General features: G+C 31.3%; 18 protein-coding genes and 3 tRNA genes. 14 read left to right on the top strand and 7 right to left on the bottom strand.

The features are described 5' to 3' along the window. The first annotated feature begins 28 nt into the window (after positions 1-28). The gene (locus B2217_RS07365; RefSeq protein WP_422653375.1) at positions 29-1,357 is read left to right on the top strand and encodes a cation:proton antiporter; all 1,329 of its coding nucleotides are present in this window, start codon (positions 29-31) and stop codon (positions 1,355-1,357) included. An 18-nt stretch (positions 1,358-1,375) separates the two neighbouring features. Further along, positions 1,376-2,455 (top strand): DNA polymerase IV, encoded by a 1,080-nt coding sequence (gene dinB, locus B2217_RS07360; RefSeq protein WP_280045376.1) that lies wholly within the window; start codon positions 1,376-1,378, stop codon positions 2,453-2,455. Between the two features lie 376 nt (positions 2,456-2,831). On the opposite strand, the gene B2217_RS07355 is transcribed toward dinB, so the two are convergent. The 6 genes from B2217_RS07355 to B2217_RS07330 all read right to left on the bottom strand — a co-directional run bounded on the left by B2217_RS07355 (position 2,832) and on the right by B2217_RS07330 (position 10,545). Beyond that, entirely contained in the window at positions 2,832-5,420 is a 2,589-nt protein-coding gene (locus B2217_RS07355) for a T9SS-dependent M36 family metallopeptidase (protein WP_280045375.1), read from the bottom strand. A gap of 117 nt (positions 5,421-5,537) precedes the next feature. After that, on the bottom strand, positions 5,538-6,425 hold the full coding sequence (locus B2217_RS07350) for a Ppx/GppA phosphatase family protein (protein WP_180904763.1): 888 nt from the start codon (positions 6,423-6,425) through the stop codon (positions 5,538-5,540). Continuing rightward, positions 6,415-8,481 (bottom strand): polyphosphate kinase 1, encoded by a 2,067-nt coding sequence (gene ppk1 / locus B2217_RS07345; protein WP_180904764.1) that lies wholly within the window; start codon positions 8,479-8,481, stop codon positions 6,415-6,417. The genes B2217_RS07350 and ppk1 overlap by 11 nt, the downstream gene beginning before the upstream one ends. Next, complete coding sequence (locus B2217_RS07340; RefSeq protein ID WP_180904765.1) at positions 8,478-8,963, bottom strand: SixA phosphatase family protein; 486 nt, start codon at positions 8,961-8,963, stop codon at positions 8,478-8,480. Before B2217_RS07340 ends, ppk1 begins: the two co-directional genes overlap by 4 nt. A 92-nt stretch (positions 8,964-9,055) precedes the next feature. Further along, complete coding sequence (locus tag B2217_RS07335; RefSeq protein WP_180904766.1) at positions 9,056-9,487, bottom strand: acyl-CoA thioesterase; 432 nt, start codon at positions 9,485-9,487, stop codon at positions 9,056-9,058. A gap of 23 nt (positions 9,488-9,510) precedes the next feature. Further along, positions 9,511-10,545 (bottom strand): AI-2E family transporter, encoded by a 1,035-nt coding sequence (locus B2217_RS07330; RefSeq protein WP_291122236.1) that lies wholly within the window; start codon positions 10,543-10,545, stop codon positions 9,511-9,513. 113 nt (positions 10,546-10,658) lie between these two features. On the opposite strand from B2217_RS07330, the gene B2217_RS07325 reads away from it, so the two are divergent. From B2217_RS07325 to B2217_RS07310, 4 genes are all read left to right on the top strand, one after another. After that, positions 10,659-11,678, top strand: coding sequence for an isoaspartyl peptidase/L-asparaginase family protein (locus B2217_RS07325; RefSeq protein WP_280050000.1), 1,020 nt, complete (start codon positions 10,659-10,661; stop codon positions 11,676-11,678). Between the two features lie 36 nt (positions 11,679-11,714). Next, complete coding sequence (locus B2217_RS07320) at positions 11,715-12,497, top strand: hypothetical protein (RefSeq protein WP_291122235.1); 783 nt, start codon at positions 11,715-11,717, stop codon at positions 12,495-12,497. A gap of 84 nt (positions 12,498-12,581) precedes the next feature. Further along, positions 12,582-13,157 (top strand): hypothetical protein, encoded by a 576-nt coding sequence (locus B2217_RS07315; protein ID WP_180904768.1) that lies wholly within the window; start codon positions 12,582-12,584, stop codon positions 13,155-13,157. A 129-nt stretch (positions 13,158-13,286) separates the two neighbouring features. After that, positions 13,287-14,552, top strand: coding sequence for an acetyl-CoA hydrolase/transferase family protein (locus B2217_RS07310; RefSeq protein WP_180904769.1), 1,266 nt, complete (start codon positions 13,287-13,289; stop codon positions 14,550-14,552). Between the two features lie 87 nt (positions 14,553-14,639). Here the strand turns inward: B2217_RS07310 and B2217_RS07305 are convergent, their stop codons facing one another. Continuing rightward, on the bottom strand, positions 14,640-15,521 hold the full coding sequence (locus B2217_RS07305; protein ID WP_038333605.1) for a NifU family protein: 882 nt from the start codon (positions 15,519-15,521) through the stop codon (positions 14,640-14,642). A 59-nt stretch (positions 15,522-15,580) separates the two neighbouring features. On the opposite strand from B2217_RS07305, the gene B2217_RS07300 reads away from it, so the two are divergent. From B2217_RS07300 to B2217_RS07265, 8 genes are all read left to right on the top strand, one after another. Then, entirely contained in the window at positions 15,581-16,093 is a 513-nt protein-coding gene (locus B2217_RS07300; protein WP_180904770.1) for a gamma carbonic anhydrase family protein, read from the top strand. Between the two features lie 95 nt (positions 16,094-16,188). Continuing rightward, a complete protein-coding gene (locus B2217_RS07295) occupies positions 16,189-16,782 on the top strand; it encodes a glutathione peroxidase (protein ID WP_180904771.1) in 594 nt (197 codons plus the stop codon). Positions 16,783-16,785: 3 nt separating this feature from the next. Continuing rightward, positions 16,786-17,487 carry a bacillithiol biosynthesis deacetylase BshB1 gene (gene bshB1, locus B2217_RS07290; protein ID WP_114999735.1) on the top strand — a complete coding sequence of 234 codons (702 nt, stop codon included), beginning with the start codon at positions 16,786-16,788 and terminating at the stop codon, positions 17,485-17,487. A gap of 118 nt (positions 17,488-17,605) precedes the next feature. Then, positions 17,606-17,681, top strand: a tRNA-His gene (locus tag B2217_RS07285). A gap of 41 nt (positions 17,682-17,722) precedes the next feature. Then, positions 17,723-17,798, top strand: a tRNA-His gene (locus B2217_RS07280). A 42-nt stretch (positions 17,799-17,840) separates the two neighbouring features. Next, a tRNA-His gene (locus tag B2217_RS07275) sits at positions 17,841-17,916 on the top strand. Positions 17,917-18,000: 84 nt separating this feature from the next. Beyond that, entirely contained in the window at positions 18,001-18,558 is a 558-nt protein-coding gene (locus tag B2217_RS07270; protein WP_180904772.1) for a hypothetical protein, read from the top strand. A gap of 13 nt (positions 18,559-18,571) precedes the next feature. After that, positions 18,572-19,003 carry a hypothetical protein gene (locus B2217_RS07265; protein WP_180904773.1) on the top strand — a complete coding sequence of 144 codons (432 nt, stop codon included), beginning with the start codon at positions 18,572-18,574 and terminating at the stop codon, positions 19,001-19,003. Positions 19,004-19,030 lie beyond the last annotated feature (27 nt).

Below are 19,030 nucleotides of genomic sequence, written 5' to 3'. Positions count from 1 at the left end.
TTTTTCAATAGAATTAGGTGCATTTGTAATGGGTTCTATTCTCGCTGAAACTGTTTATGCAGAAAAAATCGAACATAATTTTCAATCTGTAAAAAATCTATTCGCAACAATTTTCTTTATTTCTATTGGAATGATGATTGATCCCGTTTCGATGTACGAACACAAATGGGCAATTTTGATTGTGACCTTGTTGACGATTTTCGGAAAGTTAATTTTTACCACTTTAGGTGCTATAATTTCAGGACAACCGCTAAAACAATCCGTACAAGTAGGAATGAGCATGGCACAAATTGGTGAATTTGCTTTCATCGTTGCTGGTTTAGGACTTTCTCTTGGTGTAACAAGCGACTTCTTATTTCCTGTTGCAGTCGGTGTTTCAGCAATTACAACATTTACAACACCCTATTTAATTAAATCATCGGACAAAGTTTACACTTTATTGGAAAAAGTTCTTCCGCAAAAATTCATTCAAGGTGTTGAAAATTATTCATCTGATACTCAACACATTCAAAACGAAAATAAATGGAATAAAATCATCAAGCAAACGGTTTCTACAATTTTCATCAATGGAATAATCATTATCGCAATTACATTGATTATCAAAAGCTACGTTTTATTCTTATTAACCGACTGGTTTACCTATTTNNTTTATAATCAATTTTTCTCAAGTACAATTGCCTCAATTATTTTGGTTATTGGATTATTGATTACAATGTATTTTCTTTCGAAATATTTCAATCAATTTTACAATTATATTCAAACAAAATTTATTTATAACTTAAATGAACGTGAAATTCTAACTAAAAAAATTGAAGAGAAAAAGAAACAAGATAAATTTCAATATACTTGGGATAACACGCATATTTCGGATATGATTGTTCCTCAAAATGCCAATTTTATTGGTGTTCCTTTGGGTGAATTGGATTGGCGAACAAAATTTCAGATAAATATTGCGTATATCAAACGTGGCGATCGAATTATTCAGACTCCAAATTCTGAATCTGTTTTATATCCTTTCGATAAAATTGGAATCATTGGAACGGATGAACATATTCAACGATTTGAGAAATATTTGCAAATTATTGGCGAAACTCCTCCAGAAAATACAGATCTTAAAAATACAGATAATTTTACGTTAGATAAAGTAGTTATTCCGAATGATTTTTGTGTTTTGGAACATAAATCAATTGGTTGGGTAAAAGATACGGCAAAAGGAATTGTGGTTTCGATAGAGCGCAATGGAAAAATGATTCACAATCCTGATCGAAATGTACCCATTGAATTGGGCGATTATTTGACAATTGTTGCCGATAAGAAAAACTTAAAAAACTTTATTCAGGAGTATCATTTAAAATAAAGCGAGTAATTTTGCAAGATGCAGCGTAAGATTATTCACATCGATATGGACGCTTTTTATGCTTCTGTTGAACAACGAGATTTCCCCGAATTAAGAGGGAAATGTATTGCTGTTGGCGGAAATGAAGAACGTGGTGTGATTGCTACCGCTAGTTACGAAGCTAGAAAATATGGCGTCGGATCTGCAATGTCTTCTGTTGTTGCAAAACGTAAATGTCCACATTTGATATTTGTAAAACCTCGATTTCAAGTTTATAAAGAAGTTTCGAATCAAATTCGTGAAATATTTCTTGAATATACTGATTTGGTTGAACCTTTATCTTTGGATGAAGCTTTTTTGGATGTAACAATTAACCATAAAAACATCGAAATCGCCACAGATATTGCAAACGAAATCAAACAAAAAATAAAAGAACGAACAGATTTGACTGCTTCTGCAGGTGTTTCTTTCAATAAATTTTTAGCTAAAATTGCTTCGGATTATAACAAACCTGATGGACTTTATGTGATAACACCTAAAATGTCTGAAAATTTTATTGATCAATTACCAATCAAAAAATTTCATGGAATTGGAAAAGTAACTGCAGAACGTATGCAAATGATGGGCATTCATACAGGTTTGGACTTGAAAAACCTAGAATTAGAAAAACTGTTACGGGAATTCGGGAAATCAGGTAAATACTATTACAATATTGTTAGAGGATTAGATTTTAGAGAGGTCAACCCTACTCGATTGCGAAAATCATCTGGTTCAGAAACAACTTTTAGCAAAGATTTAGAAACCTTAGAAGAAATGCAAATCGCATTATTTCCACTAATAGAAGATGTTTGGAACTTTTCTTTAAAAACATCAATTTACGGAAGAACAATTACTGTAAAAATAAAACACAATGATTTTTCGGTTACTACAAAAAGTAAATCAGCTTCATTTCCAATTAAAAATAGAGAACTTTTTGATCTTATTTGTTATGATTTATTATGCGAAGGTTACTCTTCAGAAAAACCAGTTCGACTATTAGGTGTTGCTATCTCTAATTTATCCAATAATCAAAAAAAATTCGGAACTCAACTCGAAATTCCATTTAGAGAAATTATATAAATTCTTCAATATAATTTAACAATTCCGAAATAATAAAATACAAAATATTGATTTACATATTTTTAACAATGTTTTAAATCGATACATTTTATTTTCTTATTAGATCTATTAAATTGTTTTTTTTTCTTAGTTGTAGACACTTTGAAGATACATAAATGTTTTTCATTCTATATTTATTTATGACATTTGTACCAACAAACAACATCGTTTGTAACGCTTTTAAGATTACTAACCAACACCAAACTAAAAAGCTATTTTGATAAATCTAACCAGTTTATCAAAACAACCTAAACCAATATTACTTATCTAAACCAAATTAAAAAATCCATCTCAAAAATTGAGATGGATTTTTAGTTTTATTTATTTGAAACTAGAATTAGTTTTTAATCAATTTCTTTGTAATAGTTCCATTACTTGTTTCAAATTTTAAGATGTAAATACCTTTTGGTAAATTATCAGTGGAAACTGTTCCTTTTTGACCATCAAATTTTACATTAGAAGTTGAAACAACTTTACCTGTCATATCAACAATATCAACTTTGATATCATTTTTAATAGATTTATCTACAATGTAAACTACATCCTTAGCTGGATTAGGATACATTTGGAAAGTAGATTGGTTAACATCAGAAGTAGCTAATTTACAATTTAACTCTTCGACTGGTGGCATATCAAAAGCTTCTGTTCCATCTGTTCTACTGTTAGAACTTCCTTGTTTAGCGCTATAACCTAAACCACGAGCTGAAAATGCTTCCCAAATTTCACACTTATTAACTCCATTGTTTAATTGTTCGTCAGCTTTAAGAATAGCATCACGTCCATCTACAAATCCAGGAGAACAAGGTTGTAACTTAAGACCTGTCATTACTAATTGTATAGCCATATTATTACCAGCTTTACCATTATATAAATCTGGAGAGAAACCATATTTATTAACCATTTTCCAGTTTAAATCCCAAAGCATAGAAGCCCATACGTAACCAGTATTGTGAGGAGAATCTGAATTACCATAAGTTTTTAAGAATCCATATCTAGCAGGATTAACTGTCATATCAGTCGAATAAACTGTAGGACGAATTCCAACACCTTCTTTCTTTTCACCTACAGCAAATGTTCCTATTCCTCTTTTAGTAGTACTTATATCAGATGGCAATTGAGTAATCATCAATCCAAAGAAATCCGACCAACCTTCACCCATTTGTTCAAGATTATTCAAACAGTTAGCATTTGTGATTGGACCAGTCAAACGATTAGAAATTCCATGTCCATATTCATGTGCAATAATTCCGTTATCTAAACTTCCATCAATAAATGATTCATCTGGTTTTAATAAAGATCCATTAACGACTACTTTATTTTGCAATTCTTGCATAATTGCATCTCCATCTGCTTTACTAATAGAAATTGCTGGAATTGTAATTGTTGTATCATCTCCAGACATATTAATCATCCCATCTACATTATTTACAATAATAGCAGCTTTAGCTCCAGCATTCTGAGCATTTTTTACTTTTATAGCAAAAGAACAATCTCCACGGTATATAATTGCTATCTTATCATTTACTTCTGCAGCATTTGTGATTGTCCCACAACCATCATAAGGCGTACCTGTTGTTTCACTTTTTAAAATTAATGCAAGATCTCCAGTTAAAGCAGTAGAAGTTAATGTACCTCCCCAAGTAGGAACAGTAGCTTGATAACTACCAGCTATATTAGCAGGACTATTAATAATTAATGGTTCTGGAGTTTTATTCCATAAGTACATTGCCATTCTTGGAGATCTTCCGTCTGCAGGTGTAGCAAAAGTAGCATTGTTAGTGTACCCTAACGACACTCCTGTTTGTGCCAAGGCTACAACATCATCATTACCTGTTCCTCCTTTATCAAAATTAACTTTTTGAAAATTTCCATTAGCCTCTGTAAAACCATAATTATAGAAAATATCATGCATCATATTGTTCATATAGAACAAATTAGTAGTTGCCCCTTCCCAATTAGTATAAGGATGGTTAGACAAATTCATTGGAAAATCAAAATTTAAATCATTTCCTCCATCAGCATAATCAGTATCTTTGATTGTTACTGTATTTGATATAGAATTATAAGTCTGATATCCTTTAGAATCATGATCTCTAACAGCTCTTACATTGTTTCCTTCTGTTCTTGTTTTTACAGTTGATTCTGCTGTGTTATGCCAACCATTCGGTGAAGCAGTTACATTTGAAACAGAAAGATCAGCAAATGATCTTCCTCCACGATTAGGAGCCTCTAAAGGTAATTGGTAAACATTGTATTGCGGTGACGCTACATTATTAACATCAGCATATAACCAATCCCAATCAGCTTTATTAAATGTAGCTAAATTCTCATTATGAAAAGCTCCATGATCAAAACCACAGCTTAATGTATTGTTATGTTTTTCTAAAATTGCACCATTCATTGCGTTAACAATAACATGCATGATATCATTATGGTTATCTTTTACCAATTGATAACTAAACGCATAACTTAGAATTGCTTGGTTTTGGTTATTAATATAATAAACCAATTCTGAAGAATCATCTTTCGAAAAATATACACCATTTTGGTCTATTTTTGAATCTGAAAAAGCTTTTAATCCTTCTGATTGAGCTACTTTATTTAAAGCCTCGTTAAAATTTAAAGATGGAGAAATATCTGCATTCTTTAATGATATATTAAAATTTTCTGATGAAGTTTTAGAAATAACTTGTTTATCCTTTATTATATATGTTGAATAACTGTTATAAATTGGAATACCTTGGAAAGTTCTTTGTGTGTAAACCCTTTGATTAAGATCATCATTAATTGTTTGAGCAAATTTATACTCAACATTACCTGCTATGGCCTTTGCTTCATAATTATCTACAATTTGCTCTGCCGTTTGGGCATAAGCAGACATAGATAAAAGAAACGCAGAAAATATCAGCGTTAAATTTTTCTTCATTATATTTTGTGTTAATTAATTATGAAACTAAATTAAGTAATACATTTTAAAGAAAAAATTTGGAAATTAAAATCGATTTAACTAATATAAAAGGCCAGACTAATCTGACCTCATCATTTATTTTTCTAAATCTTTATATACTTTTCGAATAATTCCGTCCGAAAGTCCAATTTTCGGAACATGAATTTTCTTTGCATGCGACCATTTTAGTACATTATTATAAATTTCTAATGCATAAACCACCACATCAGCGCGGTCGGGCTTCATATTGAAATTCTGCATACGCTGTTCCGCAGTCATTGTTTGTAAAATTTGATAATGTTTTTTCACATAAATACTACTCAAAGGCATTCCTAGTTTTACGCCAGAATATTTGTATACATGGTTGATGTTTCCACCAGAACCAATTAATTCTACTTCATCATGACCAATGTTTTCATGAATCCATTCTTTCATTTCGTTAAAAGTATTTGGCGAAACTTTATTTTCTAACAAACGTACAGTTCCTACTTCAAAAGATTTTGACGTAAAAACCTTATTATCTTTTAATAACGTTAATTCGGTACTACCACCACCAACATCTACATACAAATAGATTTTTTCGTCTTGTATAAAATCACCTAATTCCGTATTAAAAAGTAATTCAGCTTCGGTTTTTCCATCAATAATTTCGATGTTAATTCCAGATTTTTTCATCACTTTTTTTACAACATCTTTTCCGTTTTTTGCTTCGCGCATGGCAGAAGTTGCATAAGCTTTATAGATTTCAATATCATAAACCTTCATCATTAATGCATAAGACAACATAGCATCACAAATACGATTTATATTTGTTTCGGAAATTTGTCCATCAATAAAAACGTCGTGTCCCAAACGAATTGGCATCCTCACAATACTGGTTTTATTAAAAATTGGCGCACGACCTTCTTCTTCGTAAACATAATTAATCAACAATCGCATGGCGTTAGATCCAATATCTATTGCTCCTAATTTTCTAATCTTCATTTTCTTGTTCGTTTAATTTTTTAAAATATTCGTAGGTCGTAAACTGAGAGCGGTTCGGTTTTTTATTGTTTCGTTTGTATTCTAAAGAAGATTCAGCCGTTATTTGGCGACCTTTTACATTATCTTCAAAACTCAAATTAAACGTATCCATAACGATTTTTTTGAATTTATGATCGTAAATCGGGCACGCAACTTCTACACGATTATCCAAATTACGCTCCATCATATCTGCCGACGAAATATATACTTTGTCATCACCCGCATTCTTAAACCAATACACACGTGGATGTTCCAAAAATTTATCAATAACGCTGACACATTCAATATTTTCGGAAAGATTTTTAACTCCAGGAATCAAACAATTAATTCCACGCACAACCAAACGAACTTTTACTCCTTTTTGAGAAGCTTTATACAATAAATCAATGATTTGTTTATCGCTTAAACTGTTCAGTTTCATATTAATTTCTGCAGGTAAACCAGCTTGATGATTTTTGATTTCTCGTTTAATCATCTTGACAATTTTTTTACGCGTTCCATAAGGTGAAACCAATAAATGATTGTACGTTAAGTTCAAATAATTAGCTCCGAAAAATTTAAAAATCTGTTCAACATCCTTTGTTATTCCCGGATTAGTTGTAAAATACGTATAATCTGTATAAATTTTTGCTGTTCCTGCATGAAAATTTCCTGTACTGATAAACACATATTTCTGTGCCAACATTCCTTCTGGTTTACGCTCGATATAACCAATTTTCGAATGTACTTTCAGTCCCGGAACCCCAAAAATAACATTCACACCAGCTTCTTGCAATTTTTTCGACCACATCGCATTATTGGATTCATCAAATCGCGCGCGAAGTTCCAAAACAGCAGTTACTTCTTTTCCGTTCATTGCTGCGTTTATCAATGAATGCATCACTTGAGAATCTTTTGCAACACGATAAATAGTAATTTTTATTTTGGTTACTTTCGGATCAATTGCGGCTTCACGAAGAAATTTTAACAACAAAGAATAATCATGATAAGGCGCCATCATCATTTCTTCATTTTCCGTAAAAGCTTGAAAATAACTGTTATATTCAAAAGGTTTTTTCTGAATAATTGGCTTTATTTTTTCATACGTTAAATTAGGAATATCAAAACTTGGAAAGCTCATCAAATCTCGTTTGTTGTGATATTTTCCACCCGGATTGATACTATCATATTCGTCTAATCGTAATTTTTTCAAGAAAAATTTCAACGTATCTGGTGCAATTTCAGCATCATAAACTAATCGTACAGGAACACCTTTTTTACGATTTTCTAAACTATTAATGACTTTTTCTAATAAACTATGTTCCAAATCATTATCAAAATCAAGTTCGCTATCTCGGGTAATTTTGATGGAATGCGCTTCAATTGTTTCAAAATCAAACATCTTGAAAATATCTTTCAAATGAAAACGAATAATATCTTCCAAATACATGACATAGGTATTTTGATCATACTTTGGAAGCACAATAAAACGCGAAAATAAATGCGTTGGAACAATCAAAAGTGCATATTGAACTTTGTCTTTTAATTGCATTTTTACCGCTAAATAGAACGATCCATCGCGTAAAGGTGGCGCTTTTTTGATGTCATCTAAAATAAAAACTCCAACTGTATGGATAAATTCGTTGTAAAAATATTCGGAAATAAATTCTAAATAATTCTCAGGAATTGATTTATCATCAATCACAAAAATATTGTGATTCTCTAATTCTTTGAATAATTGATTATGCAAATCATCGTACTGAACGCGCTGTTGACGCACAATTTCATTGATTTCATCGATCAATTCTTCGTCCGTTTGATCTGGTACAATATTTTGATAAACGATTTCTACATCTTTGAACTGTATCGAGCGCAAAATTGTAGAATATCGAACCGAATAAAATTCATCTAAATTGTTTGAATAAATTCCTAAAAAACGAATTCGTTCTAACAACGGAACTGTTTCGTCAGAAGCTTCTTGCAACACGCGCGCATTGAAAGAAAGCCAACTGATTTCGCGGTTTATATATTTTTTCATTTAATTTCTTTAGGTAAAATTATTTTTATAGTTTTTCCTTTTTGTATCGATTTCCAATCATCAGAATCAAACTGTATCCAGACAAATCCAGAAGTCGAAAGATTGTAAATCATATCATTTCCTAACTGATTGGTAATATCTGTAAACGCAGGATTATGTCCAAAAATAAGAACATTTTGCAATTCATTATCCAAATTTCTAATCCATTTGTCTAATAAATAATGCGAAAAAGTATACAAATCATCTTCGATATGAATGGTTTGATTAGGAAATAAAATAGGTTTGACAAGTAGAGAAGTTTCTTTTGCTCGAACTGCTTTGCTCGAAAATATTTTATCAAATTTCAATTCAAAATTTTGATGAATATAATTCGCTATTTTCTTCGTTTTGAATTCACCAATCTCTGTGATAGAACGAAATTGATCTGAAACATTTTCGTTCCATTTACTTTTTGCATGACGCATTAAAAACAAATTTTTCATAACGCAACGAGTTTAAAAAGAAACAGTAGTTAAATCTAATCATTATCTAACGAAAAGACTTAACTACTGTTGTATTTTTTTAGGATTATTTTCTAAAGATTACCTTCGTAATTCTTAAAATCATTTTTTACCCAATCTGGCAATTCCATTGATTTTTTCTCTTCCATATCGTACATTACTTGTGTACTTTTTCCGATACAATGAATAACATCTTCGCCATTTTCGCTTTTACTTGTGACAATATATTCAAAATCGAAACTCTTGTTTCCTAATTTTGATACACGCACACCAATACGAGGATCTATCGCATTTGGACGTAATTCTTTTTGGTAACTTGCTTCTATATGCGCAATAACAAACATGTGATGCGTCCACTGCCATTTTTTGCTCGAAGCCATCATATAATAGGCTCTACCAGTCTGAAAATATTCGAAATAAAATACGTTATTTACATGACCAATTGGATCAAAATCGCTCCAACGTGGTTCTAAAGGCTTAAAGAATTTAAAGTTTTCTATACTCATTTTTAATTGGTTTTTAATAATAATTAATCTTCTGGATTTGGATCAATAAATTCGTATTTGTACAATTTGACTAACCAAAAGAATACTGAAAATAAGATTGGTCCAAAAATAATTCCAATAAATCCGAATAAATTTATTCCAACGATTACTCCAAAAATAGTAATTAATGGATGAACATCCGCCATTTTTTTCTGTAAAACTAAACGAATCAAATTGTCTGATAATCCAACAATAACAAAACAATAAATCAATAATCCGATCGCTTGTCCTGTATCACCGCTTGCTAATAAAAATAATGCCAAAGGAACGTAAATTAAGGCTGCTCCAACTACTGGCAACATCGCCGCAAAAATTGTTAAAATAAACCATGTAAAAGCATCATCAACTCCAAAAATAAGATATCCAATATAGGCAATAATCGCTTGTAGAAAGGCTGTTAACGGCATACCTACTGCATTAGAAATGACCAAATCTTTCAAATCTTTGTTCATCTTTACTAAATTACTTGTTTTAAGCGGAATAGTTCTGTAAAACCAATTTTCAAGTTTTTGATGGTTCATTAACATGAAATACAAAATAAGAAATGCAACACCTAATTGAACTGTCATATCCATTGAAGCATTCAGTGTTTTTTCTAATAATTTCCCTCCAACTTGTGTTATTTTTTCAATATTTGTTGCGCTAAAAACATCAATATGAAATTTGATTTGCAACATTTCAATAATTTTATTGACATCTTTTTTAATTTGAGCTGTGTCATTTAATAGCACCATTACTTTATTCGTTAACATTTGAATTAATAAATAAAGTGGTCCTATAATTAGAATTGCACTACTAATCATCAAGACAATTACACTTCCTAATTTGTTCCATTTTTTTACTTTAACTAACCATTGCAAAGGATTCAGGAGTAAAACGTACAAACATAAAGCGCCAAGAAAACCAGGGAAAAATGCTAAAAGATTTTTGGTAATTAATCCAAAAACTAAAAGTATAATTGCAATAAATGCTAATTGCAATAAAACGTTGTTAGAGAGATAGTGTTTATTAGAGTTCATAGGTGTTTATTTGTTTAATAACAGTTGTTGATATTTCGTTTTCAAATTCAATGCTAAAAATAGTTAATTTCTATAAACTTTTCTATTTTTAGACGTTGAATAAAATTTTACACATGAAAAAAATAGTTGGTTTAATCTTATCCGTTTTGACGATGACGACATATGCACAAACGAAACAAGACAAAGTTGTTTTGGTAATTCATGGTGGTGCTGGTACAATTTTGAAAAAAAATATGACACCCGAAAAGGAAAAAGCGTATCGAGATGCTTTAGCTGAATCTTTGACAAAAGGTTATGAAGTCATCAAACAAGGTGGCGAAAGTGAAAATGCGGTGATAGAGGCCATAAAAGTAATGGAAAATTCGCCTTTGTTTAATGCAGGAAAAGGAGCAGTTTTTACACATGAAGGGAAGAATGAATTAGACGCTTCGTTGATGATCGGAAATACAATGCAAGCTGGAGCTGTGGCTGGAGTTACAACGATTAAAAACCCTATTTTAGCAGCAAAAGCTGTTTTACAAAATTCTGCTCATGTAATGATGGTTGGAAAAGGAGCAGAAGAATTTGCTCAAAATCAAGGTTTAGAAATTGTTGATCCAAGTTATTTCAAAACGGAAGAACGCTGGAATTCTCTTCAAAAAGTTTTGGAAAAAGACAAAGAAAAAATGGAATTAGACCACGATGCTAAAACACATGCGTATGTTCCTTTCAATTTTGTTGACGAAAAATTTGGTACAGTTGGCGCAGTTGCTTTGGATAATAAAGGTCATATCTCGGCAGGAACTTCGACGGGCGGAATGACAAACAAACGTTTTGGTCGTGTTGGTGATTCGCCAATTATCGGAGCTGGAACCTATGCAAATAGCGAAGTTGGTGTTTCGAGTACGGGTTGGGGCGAATACTTTATTAAAGCTGTTGCGGCATATGATGTTGCGGCTTTGATGAATTACAAAAAACTTTCTTCGAAAAAAGCTGGTGAAGAAGTGATCAAGAAAATTGGTGATTTAGGTGGGGATGGGGGAATGATTATTTTAGATAAAAATGGTCAAGCAAGTTTTCCTTTTAACACTGCCGGAATGTATCGCGGAAGTATTACGCAATCAGGTAAGATAACTATCGAAATTTATCAATAAATTTGAAACACATTTTAAAATAAAGATATACAATACATGATAAAACAAATTTTACTTACAGCCACTGTTGTTCTTGCAAATTTTGCAACAGCGCAAGTAACCTCTATGATTAATGATAAAAATGTAGATGCTTCGACAAAAGTATATGGAATGGCTCCTTTAAGCGATGAAACAAAGACTTATGAGAAGTTTAATTTTATGTTAGAAAATGCTGCAGCTATACAATTAGGAAAACCAATTTTGGAGTATGGATATCAATCGTCTACTTTCCAAGCGCAAGAAAATGGAGTGATGATTTATATGGTAAAAGATAAGAAAATTGTCGATCAATGGTTGGTAAATCCTGCGTTGTACAATGTTTTTCACGACGGAATTCCATATTCTTATGATGCCGATAAATTAGCTGTTCTTGCTGATAAATATCCGTTGATTTATAAAGAAGAAAAACGTCAATATAAAACCGAAAAAGAATATCAAAAACAGCGTCCAGCCTTGTTTGCGGATCCTTATAATTTGATTATTACAGAGCCAGATTTTACATACGAAGGATATTTTGATGTGCAATTTCCGCAAAACGAACAATTCAAAAGTTCTGAAGCTGCGATTGCTTATTTAAAACCAATTGTAGAGAAATTGACAAAAAAGAAATTTGATATAAATTATACAATTACTGAAAAAAATATTTTAGATCGTACACAATTTACAATAACAGTTGCAGGAGAAGAAAATATCTATAAAAAAATAAAATTAGATAATCTGCAAAAAGGAGATTGGCAATCATTAAGTTATGAAGCTTCGATTTTCCGAAAAGCAAATTAATAGAAAGAAAAGGTTTTTGAAATAATCAAGAACCTTTTTTTTATCCACAAAGATTCGTAATTTGACTTTTTAACTCAAAGAAATATGAATTCTAACTTCTATAAAATATTACAACACTCAAAAGAAAATCAATCAATTATTGCCGTTTACAATGATCCCGAAGGAGACAATTTTTGGGCTGGATATATTTTAGATTTTAATGACGAATTTTTTACAATGCAGCACATTTCGAAATATGGTAAAAAAGATGGGATTTTAATCGAACCTTATTTCAAAATTAGTCGAATAGATGTTGATGATTACTGCAAATGTCTCAATTATTTAAAAGAACATCACACCGATTTGGATCAAGAAAATCCAATTACATTTAATGCAACAGCAGAAGAAAATTGGGTTCGTCAAATTTTAGGCGAAATAAATGATCAAACCGAATATGTTACACGTATTCAATTAAATAACAATAGTCGTTTTGCAGGTTTTATTCGAAATTTAACTGAAGATGATTTTGAGTTGAAATGTATTGGTTCGGAAGGAACAGACGAAGGTTCTTTGTATTTTCAGGTTGATGATGTTTCGTCGATTCGTGTCAATGATTTAGAAGCTCGTCGAAGATTATTTTTTTATAATTATCGCCGTTCTATCGACTTTTTTGATGAATAATTTTTATCAAGAAAAACGCAAACTACAACTTAAATTATTAGGAATAAAATTTGATTAGATTTTGATGAAAAATATCGTTTTTTATAAAGCATCAAAGCCTTTATTTTGCACGATTATTAAAATCTACTTATGAAATATACTTCTGCAACAGAAGCTGTAAAAGAAATCAAATCTGGCGATCGTGTTTACGTTCATGCAGCTGCGGCTACGCCTACATTTTTGGTGTCAGAATTATCGAAGAGAGCGCATGAATTGAGAGATATAGAATTTTGTCATATTCATACAAGTGGAAATGCAGAATATGCAAATCCTGCTTATAAAGACTCATTTTTTGTCAATTCTTTTTTCTTAGGTGCTAATGTTCGTCACACGATCAAAGAAGGAAATGGTTCGTATTTACCGATTTTCTTTAGCGAAATGGGAAAAGTGATTCGAACTGAATTGAATGTTGATGTTGTTTTAATTCAGATTTCTGAGCCAGATTCTCATGGTTATTGTTCTTTAGGGACTTCTGTGGAGAATATTAGAGCGGCAATTGAGACTTCTCGTGTGGTTATTGCGCAAGTGAACAAATATATGCCACGCACATTTGGTGACGGAATTTTACATATTTCGACTATCACGCATTTAGTAGAACATCATCAACCGTTAGATATCTTGGATAATGGAAATATTACAGATGAAGAAGCTAAAATTGGGAATTATATTGCTGAATTAATTGAAGATAAAAGTTGTTTACAATTAGGGATTGGTTCTATTCCAAATGCAGTTTTGAATAATTTGAAGAATCATAAAGGTTTAGGAATTCATACCGAATTATTTTCAGATGGAATTGTTCCATTGGTTAAATCTGGCGTGATTACAGGCGAACACAAAAAATTATTAAAAGGTAAAATTGTTTCGACTTTAGCGCATGGTTCACAATTATTGTATGATTTTATTGATGATAATCCTGGCGTAGAAATGCGCGATGCTTCTTTTACAAATGATCCTGCTAAGATTAGTCAGAACAATAGAATGGTTTCGATTAATTCGGCTATTGAGGTAGATGTTACGGGACAAGTAAGTGCAGATTCAATTGGTTCGCGAATATTTTCTGGTGTTGGAGGACAAGTTGATTTTATATACGGATCATCTTTAAGTAAAGGTGGAAAATCGATCATTGCATTAACGTCAACAACAGCAAAAGGTGCAAATAAAATAGTACCATTCCTAAAACAAGGTGCGGGAATTGTGACGACAAGAGCACATGTAAATTATATTGTAACGGAATATGGTGTTGCAAATTTATTCGGAAAAAATATTCGACAACGTGTAAAAGCAATGGCTGAAATTGCGCATCCAGATTTTAGAGAACAAATCGAAAAAGAATATTTTGAAGCGATTTCTTCTTAAAAATATGATATTGATAATTTAATGAAAATACAAAAGCCTTCTAATTTAGAAGGCTTTCTTTATTTTTAGATAAAAATATTTTTAATCTTATCCATTTACAGCTTCAACGTTGTCTACAACATCAGGCATCATTTGTTTTAAAATTCCTTCGATACCATTTTTAAGCGTTGCTGTAGAAGACGGACAACCAGAGCAAGCACCTTGCAATAACATTTTAGCTGTACGTGTTTCTTCATCAAATTCAATTAATTCGATGTTTCCACCATCATTTGCAACTGCTGGCTGAACATATTCATCTAAAATAGCTTTGATTTGCTGCTCAACAGAAGAAAATTCTTCGGCAGATTTTACGACAACATGTTCAGGAGCTTCTGTTGTGAATTCGTAAAATTCATCAAAAACAGGACCTCCAGCTTGTAAATAATTGGTAATAAATGAACGAACATCCATTGCCCAAAGTGACCAATCTTCTGTTTCATTTTTTGTTAAAGAAACATAATTATCAACAATAAAAACTTCTTCTACAAAAGGATATTCTTTGTAAATCGCAACAGCTAATGGAACTCCAGCAGCTTTTTCTCTCGATTTTATTTCGATGATTTCTGGCGCTAACATAGAATTTGAAACGAATTTCATCGCAGCAGGATTAGGCGTCATTTCTGCATAAATAGAAATAGGAGCCTTTTTCATTGGCGCTAAAATTGCGTTTTCTTCTAAATGTTCGTTGATAATTTCTTTCAAATCTTCAGTAACATCAGCCCAATCAACTGCATCTATTTTTTCTATCGCAACAAAATTCGCTGTGATAAATATTTTTTGAATAAATGGTATAGTCAATAAAACTTGCGCTAAAGGAGATTCGGTAGCTGTAGATTCTTTATCGAATTCCACGCCACCTTGTGTTAAAGTCTCGTCACAAACGAACTTCATCACGTTATTATTTGGTGTAATTTCTTCGTATACTCTCATAGTCGTACAAAAATACGCTATAAAAATGTATCTTTATCATTAGAATTATAGATTTTGTTATGGCAATAATTAAAGAATTAAATGGGCACACACCAAAGTTCGGTGAAAACTGCTTTTTAGCGGATAATGCGGTAGTTGTAGGAGAGGTAGAAATGGGAAACGATTGCTCAATTTGGTTTTCTGCAGTTGTGCGTGGAGATGTACATTATATCAAAATGGGAAATAAAGTAAATATTCAGGATAATGCAACAATACATGCGACGTATCAAAAATCGCCAACAACAATTGGAAATAACGTTTCGATAGGGCATAATGCAATTGTACATGGTTGTACAATACACGATAATGTTTTGATTGGAATGGGCGCAATTGTGATGGATGATTGTATTGTTGAATCTAATTCTTTGATTGCCGCTGGTGCGATTTTAACCAAAGGAACGCATGTAAAAGAAGGGGAATTATGGGCTGGAATTCCTGCTAAAAAAATTAAAGATGTTCCAAAGGAATTGAAAGAAGGCGAAATAGAAAGAATCGCTAATAATTATTTGATGTATAGTAGTTGGTATAAATAAAAGAAAGCTCAGTTTATAACTGAGCTTTTTTATTTTAACCTACTTTAACTTACAAATCGTAACATTTTTTTTAAATTTGTTTAAAATAGTACGCAATGAAATATTTATTCATCGGATTTTTAGGGCTATTTATAGCTTGTAATGCGCAAGAAACTAAGAAAGTTTCTAAAAAGCAAAACATTCATCAAACAACAAAAACACCTCAAAAAGTGAACAAAATTTACGATTATACATTCAAGGATATCAATGATGACGATTTTAATTTCGCTGATTTGAAAGGAAAGAAAATCTTAATTCTTAACACAGCTTCAAAATGTGGTTACACACCTCAATATGATGCTTTAGAAAAGTTATATCAAGAATATAAAGATCAAGGTTTGGTAATTGTTGGATTTCCTTCAGACAATTTTGGAGGTCAGGAATTTGATAACAACGAAGAAATTGCAAGTTTTTGTAAATTAAATTATGGCGTAACTTTTCCTTTGATGTCAAAAAGTGATGTAATTGGAAAAAATCAAAATGAAATTTTCAAATTCTTAACAAAAAAATCATTGAACGGAAAATCTGACAATGATGTAAAATGGAATTTTACAAAATTTTTGATTAACGAAGACGGAACTTTAGAGGCTTCTTATGCTTCAAAAGTAACTCCAGATTCAAAAGAAATAATAGATTGGTTAAATAAATAGTAAATGAAGTTAGATATTCTTGCAATTGGAGCGCATCCTGATGACGTAGAATTGGGATGTGGAGGAACACTTGCAAAAGAAATTAAAAACGGTAAAACGGTTGGTATTCTTGATTTAACAAAAGGAGAATTAGGAACTCGTGGTACCGATGAAACGCGCCGTGTAGAAGCAAATGATGCCAAAAACATTTTAGGCGTTGCTGTGAGAGAAAATCTTGGAATTCCTGATGGTTTTTTCTTGAATGATAAAGAAAATCAGTTGAAAATTGTCGAAATTATTCGCAAATATCAACCTGATATTATTTTGAGTAATGCGCCTCACGATCGCCATCCAGATCATGGAAAAGGTTCGGATTTAGTGAATACTGCTATTTTCTTATCAGGTTTACCAAAAATTGAAAATGGATTACCAGCTTGGCGTCCCAAAAAACACTTCCACTACATTCAATGGTTACCTTTAGAACCTCATTTTGTGGTTGACATCTCTGGTTTTGTAGATACAAAAGTGGAAGCTTGTATGGCGTATAAAACGCAATTTTTTGATCCAAATTCGAGCGAACCTCAAACGCCAATTTCATCGAAAAACTTTACTGATTCTATCCGATATCGTGCGTATGATTTAGGAAGATTAATCGGAACTGAAGGTGGAGAAGGATTTATTTCGCGAAGTTACATTGGCGTAAATAATTTAGATTCTTTAATTTAGAAATAAAGGTGTAAAAAACCTTTATTTTTTTGTCAAAATTATTTGCAAGTACCGATTAATAGGCTATATTTGCAGTCCAATTGAGAGATTAAATAAAAGTTAATTTCGCAATAAAAATGGTGATTGTAGCTCAGTTGGTTAGAGCGCCGGATTGTGGTTCCGGAGGTCGTGGGTTCGAGACCCATCATTCACCCTAAAACTTTAGAATTAGTTTTAAAAGAAATTCAAACCAAATGGTGATTGTAGCTCAGTTGGTTAGAGCGCCGGATTGTGGTTCCGGAGGTCGTGGGTTCGAGACCCATCATTCACCCTAAAAACTTTAGAATTAGTTTCAAAAGAAATTCAAACCAAATGGTGATTGTAGCTCAGTTGGTTAGAGCGCCGGATTGTGGTTCCGGAGGTCGTGGGTTCGAGACCCATCATTCACCCAGATTAAATCTCAATTTCAGTAGAAGTTGGGATTTTTTTATTTGATAATTTAATGTTATTTTTATTAAAGACTTAATAATTAACATGATGTTATTCTCCATTTTATTATTAATAGCAGTTCCTATACTCTTTTTTATCTATTATGTAATTGAAGATTATAGAGATGGAAATAAAGAAAAACTATACATTTTTCTAATTCTTTCTTCTCTATTATTAATATTTATATTATTCTTATATAATGTAGATGATAGTCCTAAAGACGGAGATAACACTGAACCTGCAACATCATTTTCTCCAACCAAAGAAGAAATCTACAAAATACAATTTGGTAATTTTCCAGATTCTACAAATATAAAAGTATTAGAAGGTCATTATTGGGAGTCTGCACATTGGTCTTATGAATACAAAACATTTTTAAAATTAAACGTAAAAAAAGAATGGATAGATAAACAAATTGTAAAAAAACAATTAAAAATCTATTCCAAAAAAGACCCATTACCAGAACTTAACAATCCACCAAATTGGTTCGCCCCTTCTAAAAATCATATAATATATTTATCAGCTCAAAGAGGTCAATCAAATTATAGAATTTATTATGACTCAATTTCAAAAGAAGTTTTATATTTTGATATGCAACTATAAATAGTTATTCAAAATGAAAAAATATATCTTTTTAAAAATTCAGCTAATATCCTTTCTTATTGGTTATTCAATTAATGCTCAAATTATCAATATAACGAGAAATGATTCTATTAATTTAGAAAAAAAGAGTGTGTTAAAAGATGGAAATCTTTCATTTTATAAAAATGAATATACACTTACTCTTTACCACAAAGAAAATATTTCTTATAATAAGAAAAACGGTTACAAATATTATACAATTGCTGGAGGAAAGAAGTATTGTGATAAATGTAAAAAAGAAAAATATACATTTAATATAGAAAATATTCCAAACCTGAAATCAAATCAGCTTGAAATTTTCAATATAGATACTTTATTTGAAAATCTTAAAAAATATCAATTTTCTTATGGATACTTTTATATCAACAATGTATATTATAAAAATTTAGGAATGCCAATTGAATGATTTAGTACTTTAATTCATCAACCATTT

It is taken from the genome of Empedobacter sp. UBA7620 (assembly GCF_002484185.1).
Lineage (GTDB): Bacteria > Bacteroidota > Bacteroidia > Flavobacteriales > Weeksellaceae > Empedobacter > Empedobacter falsenii_C.
This window is presented reverse-complemented; position numbering and strand designations above follow the sequence as displayed.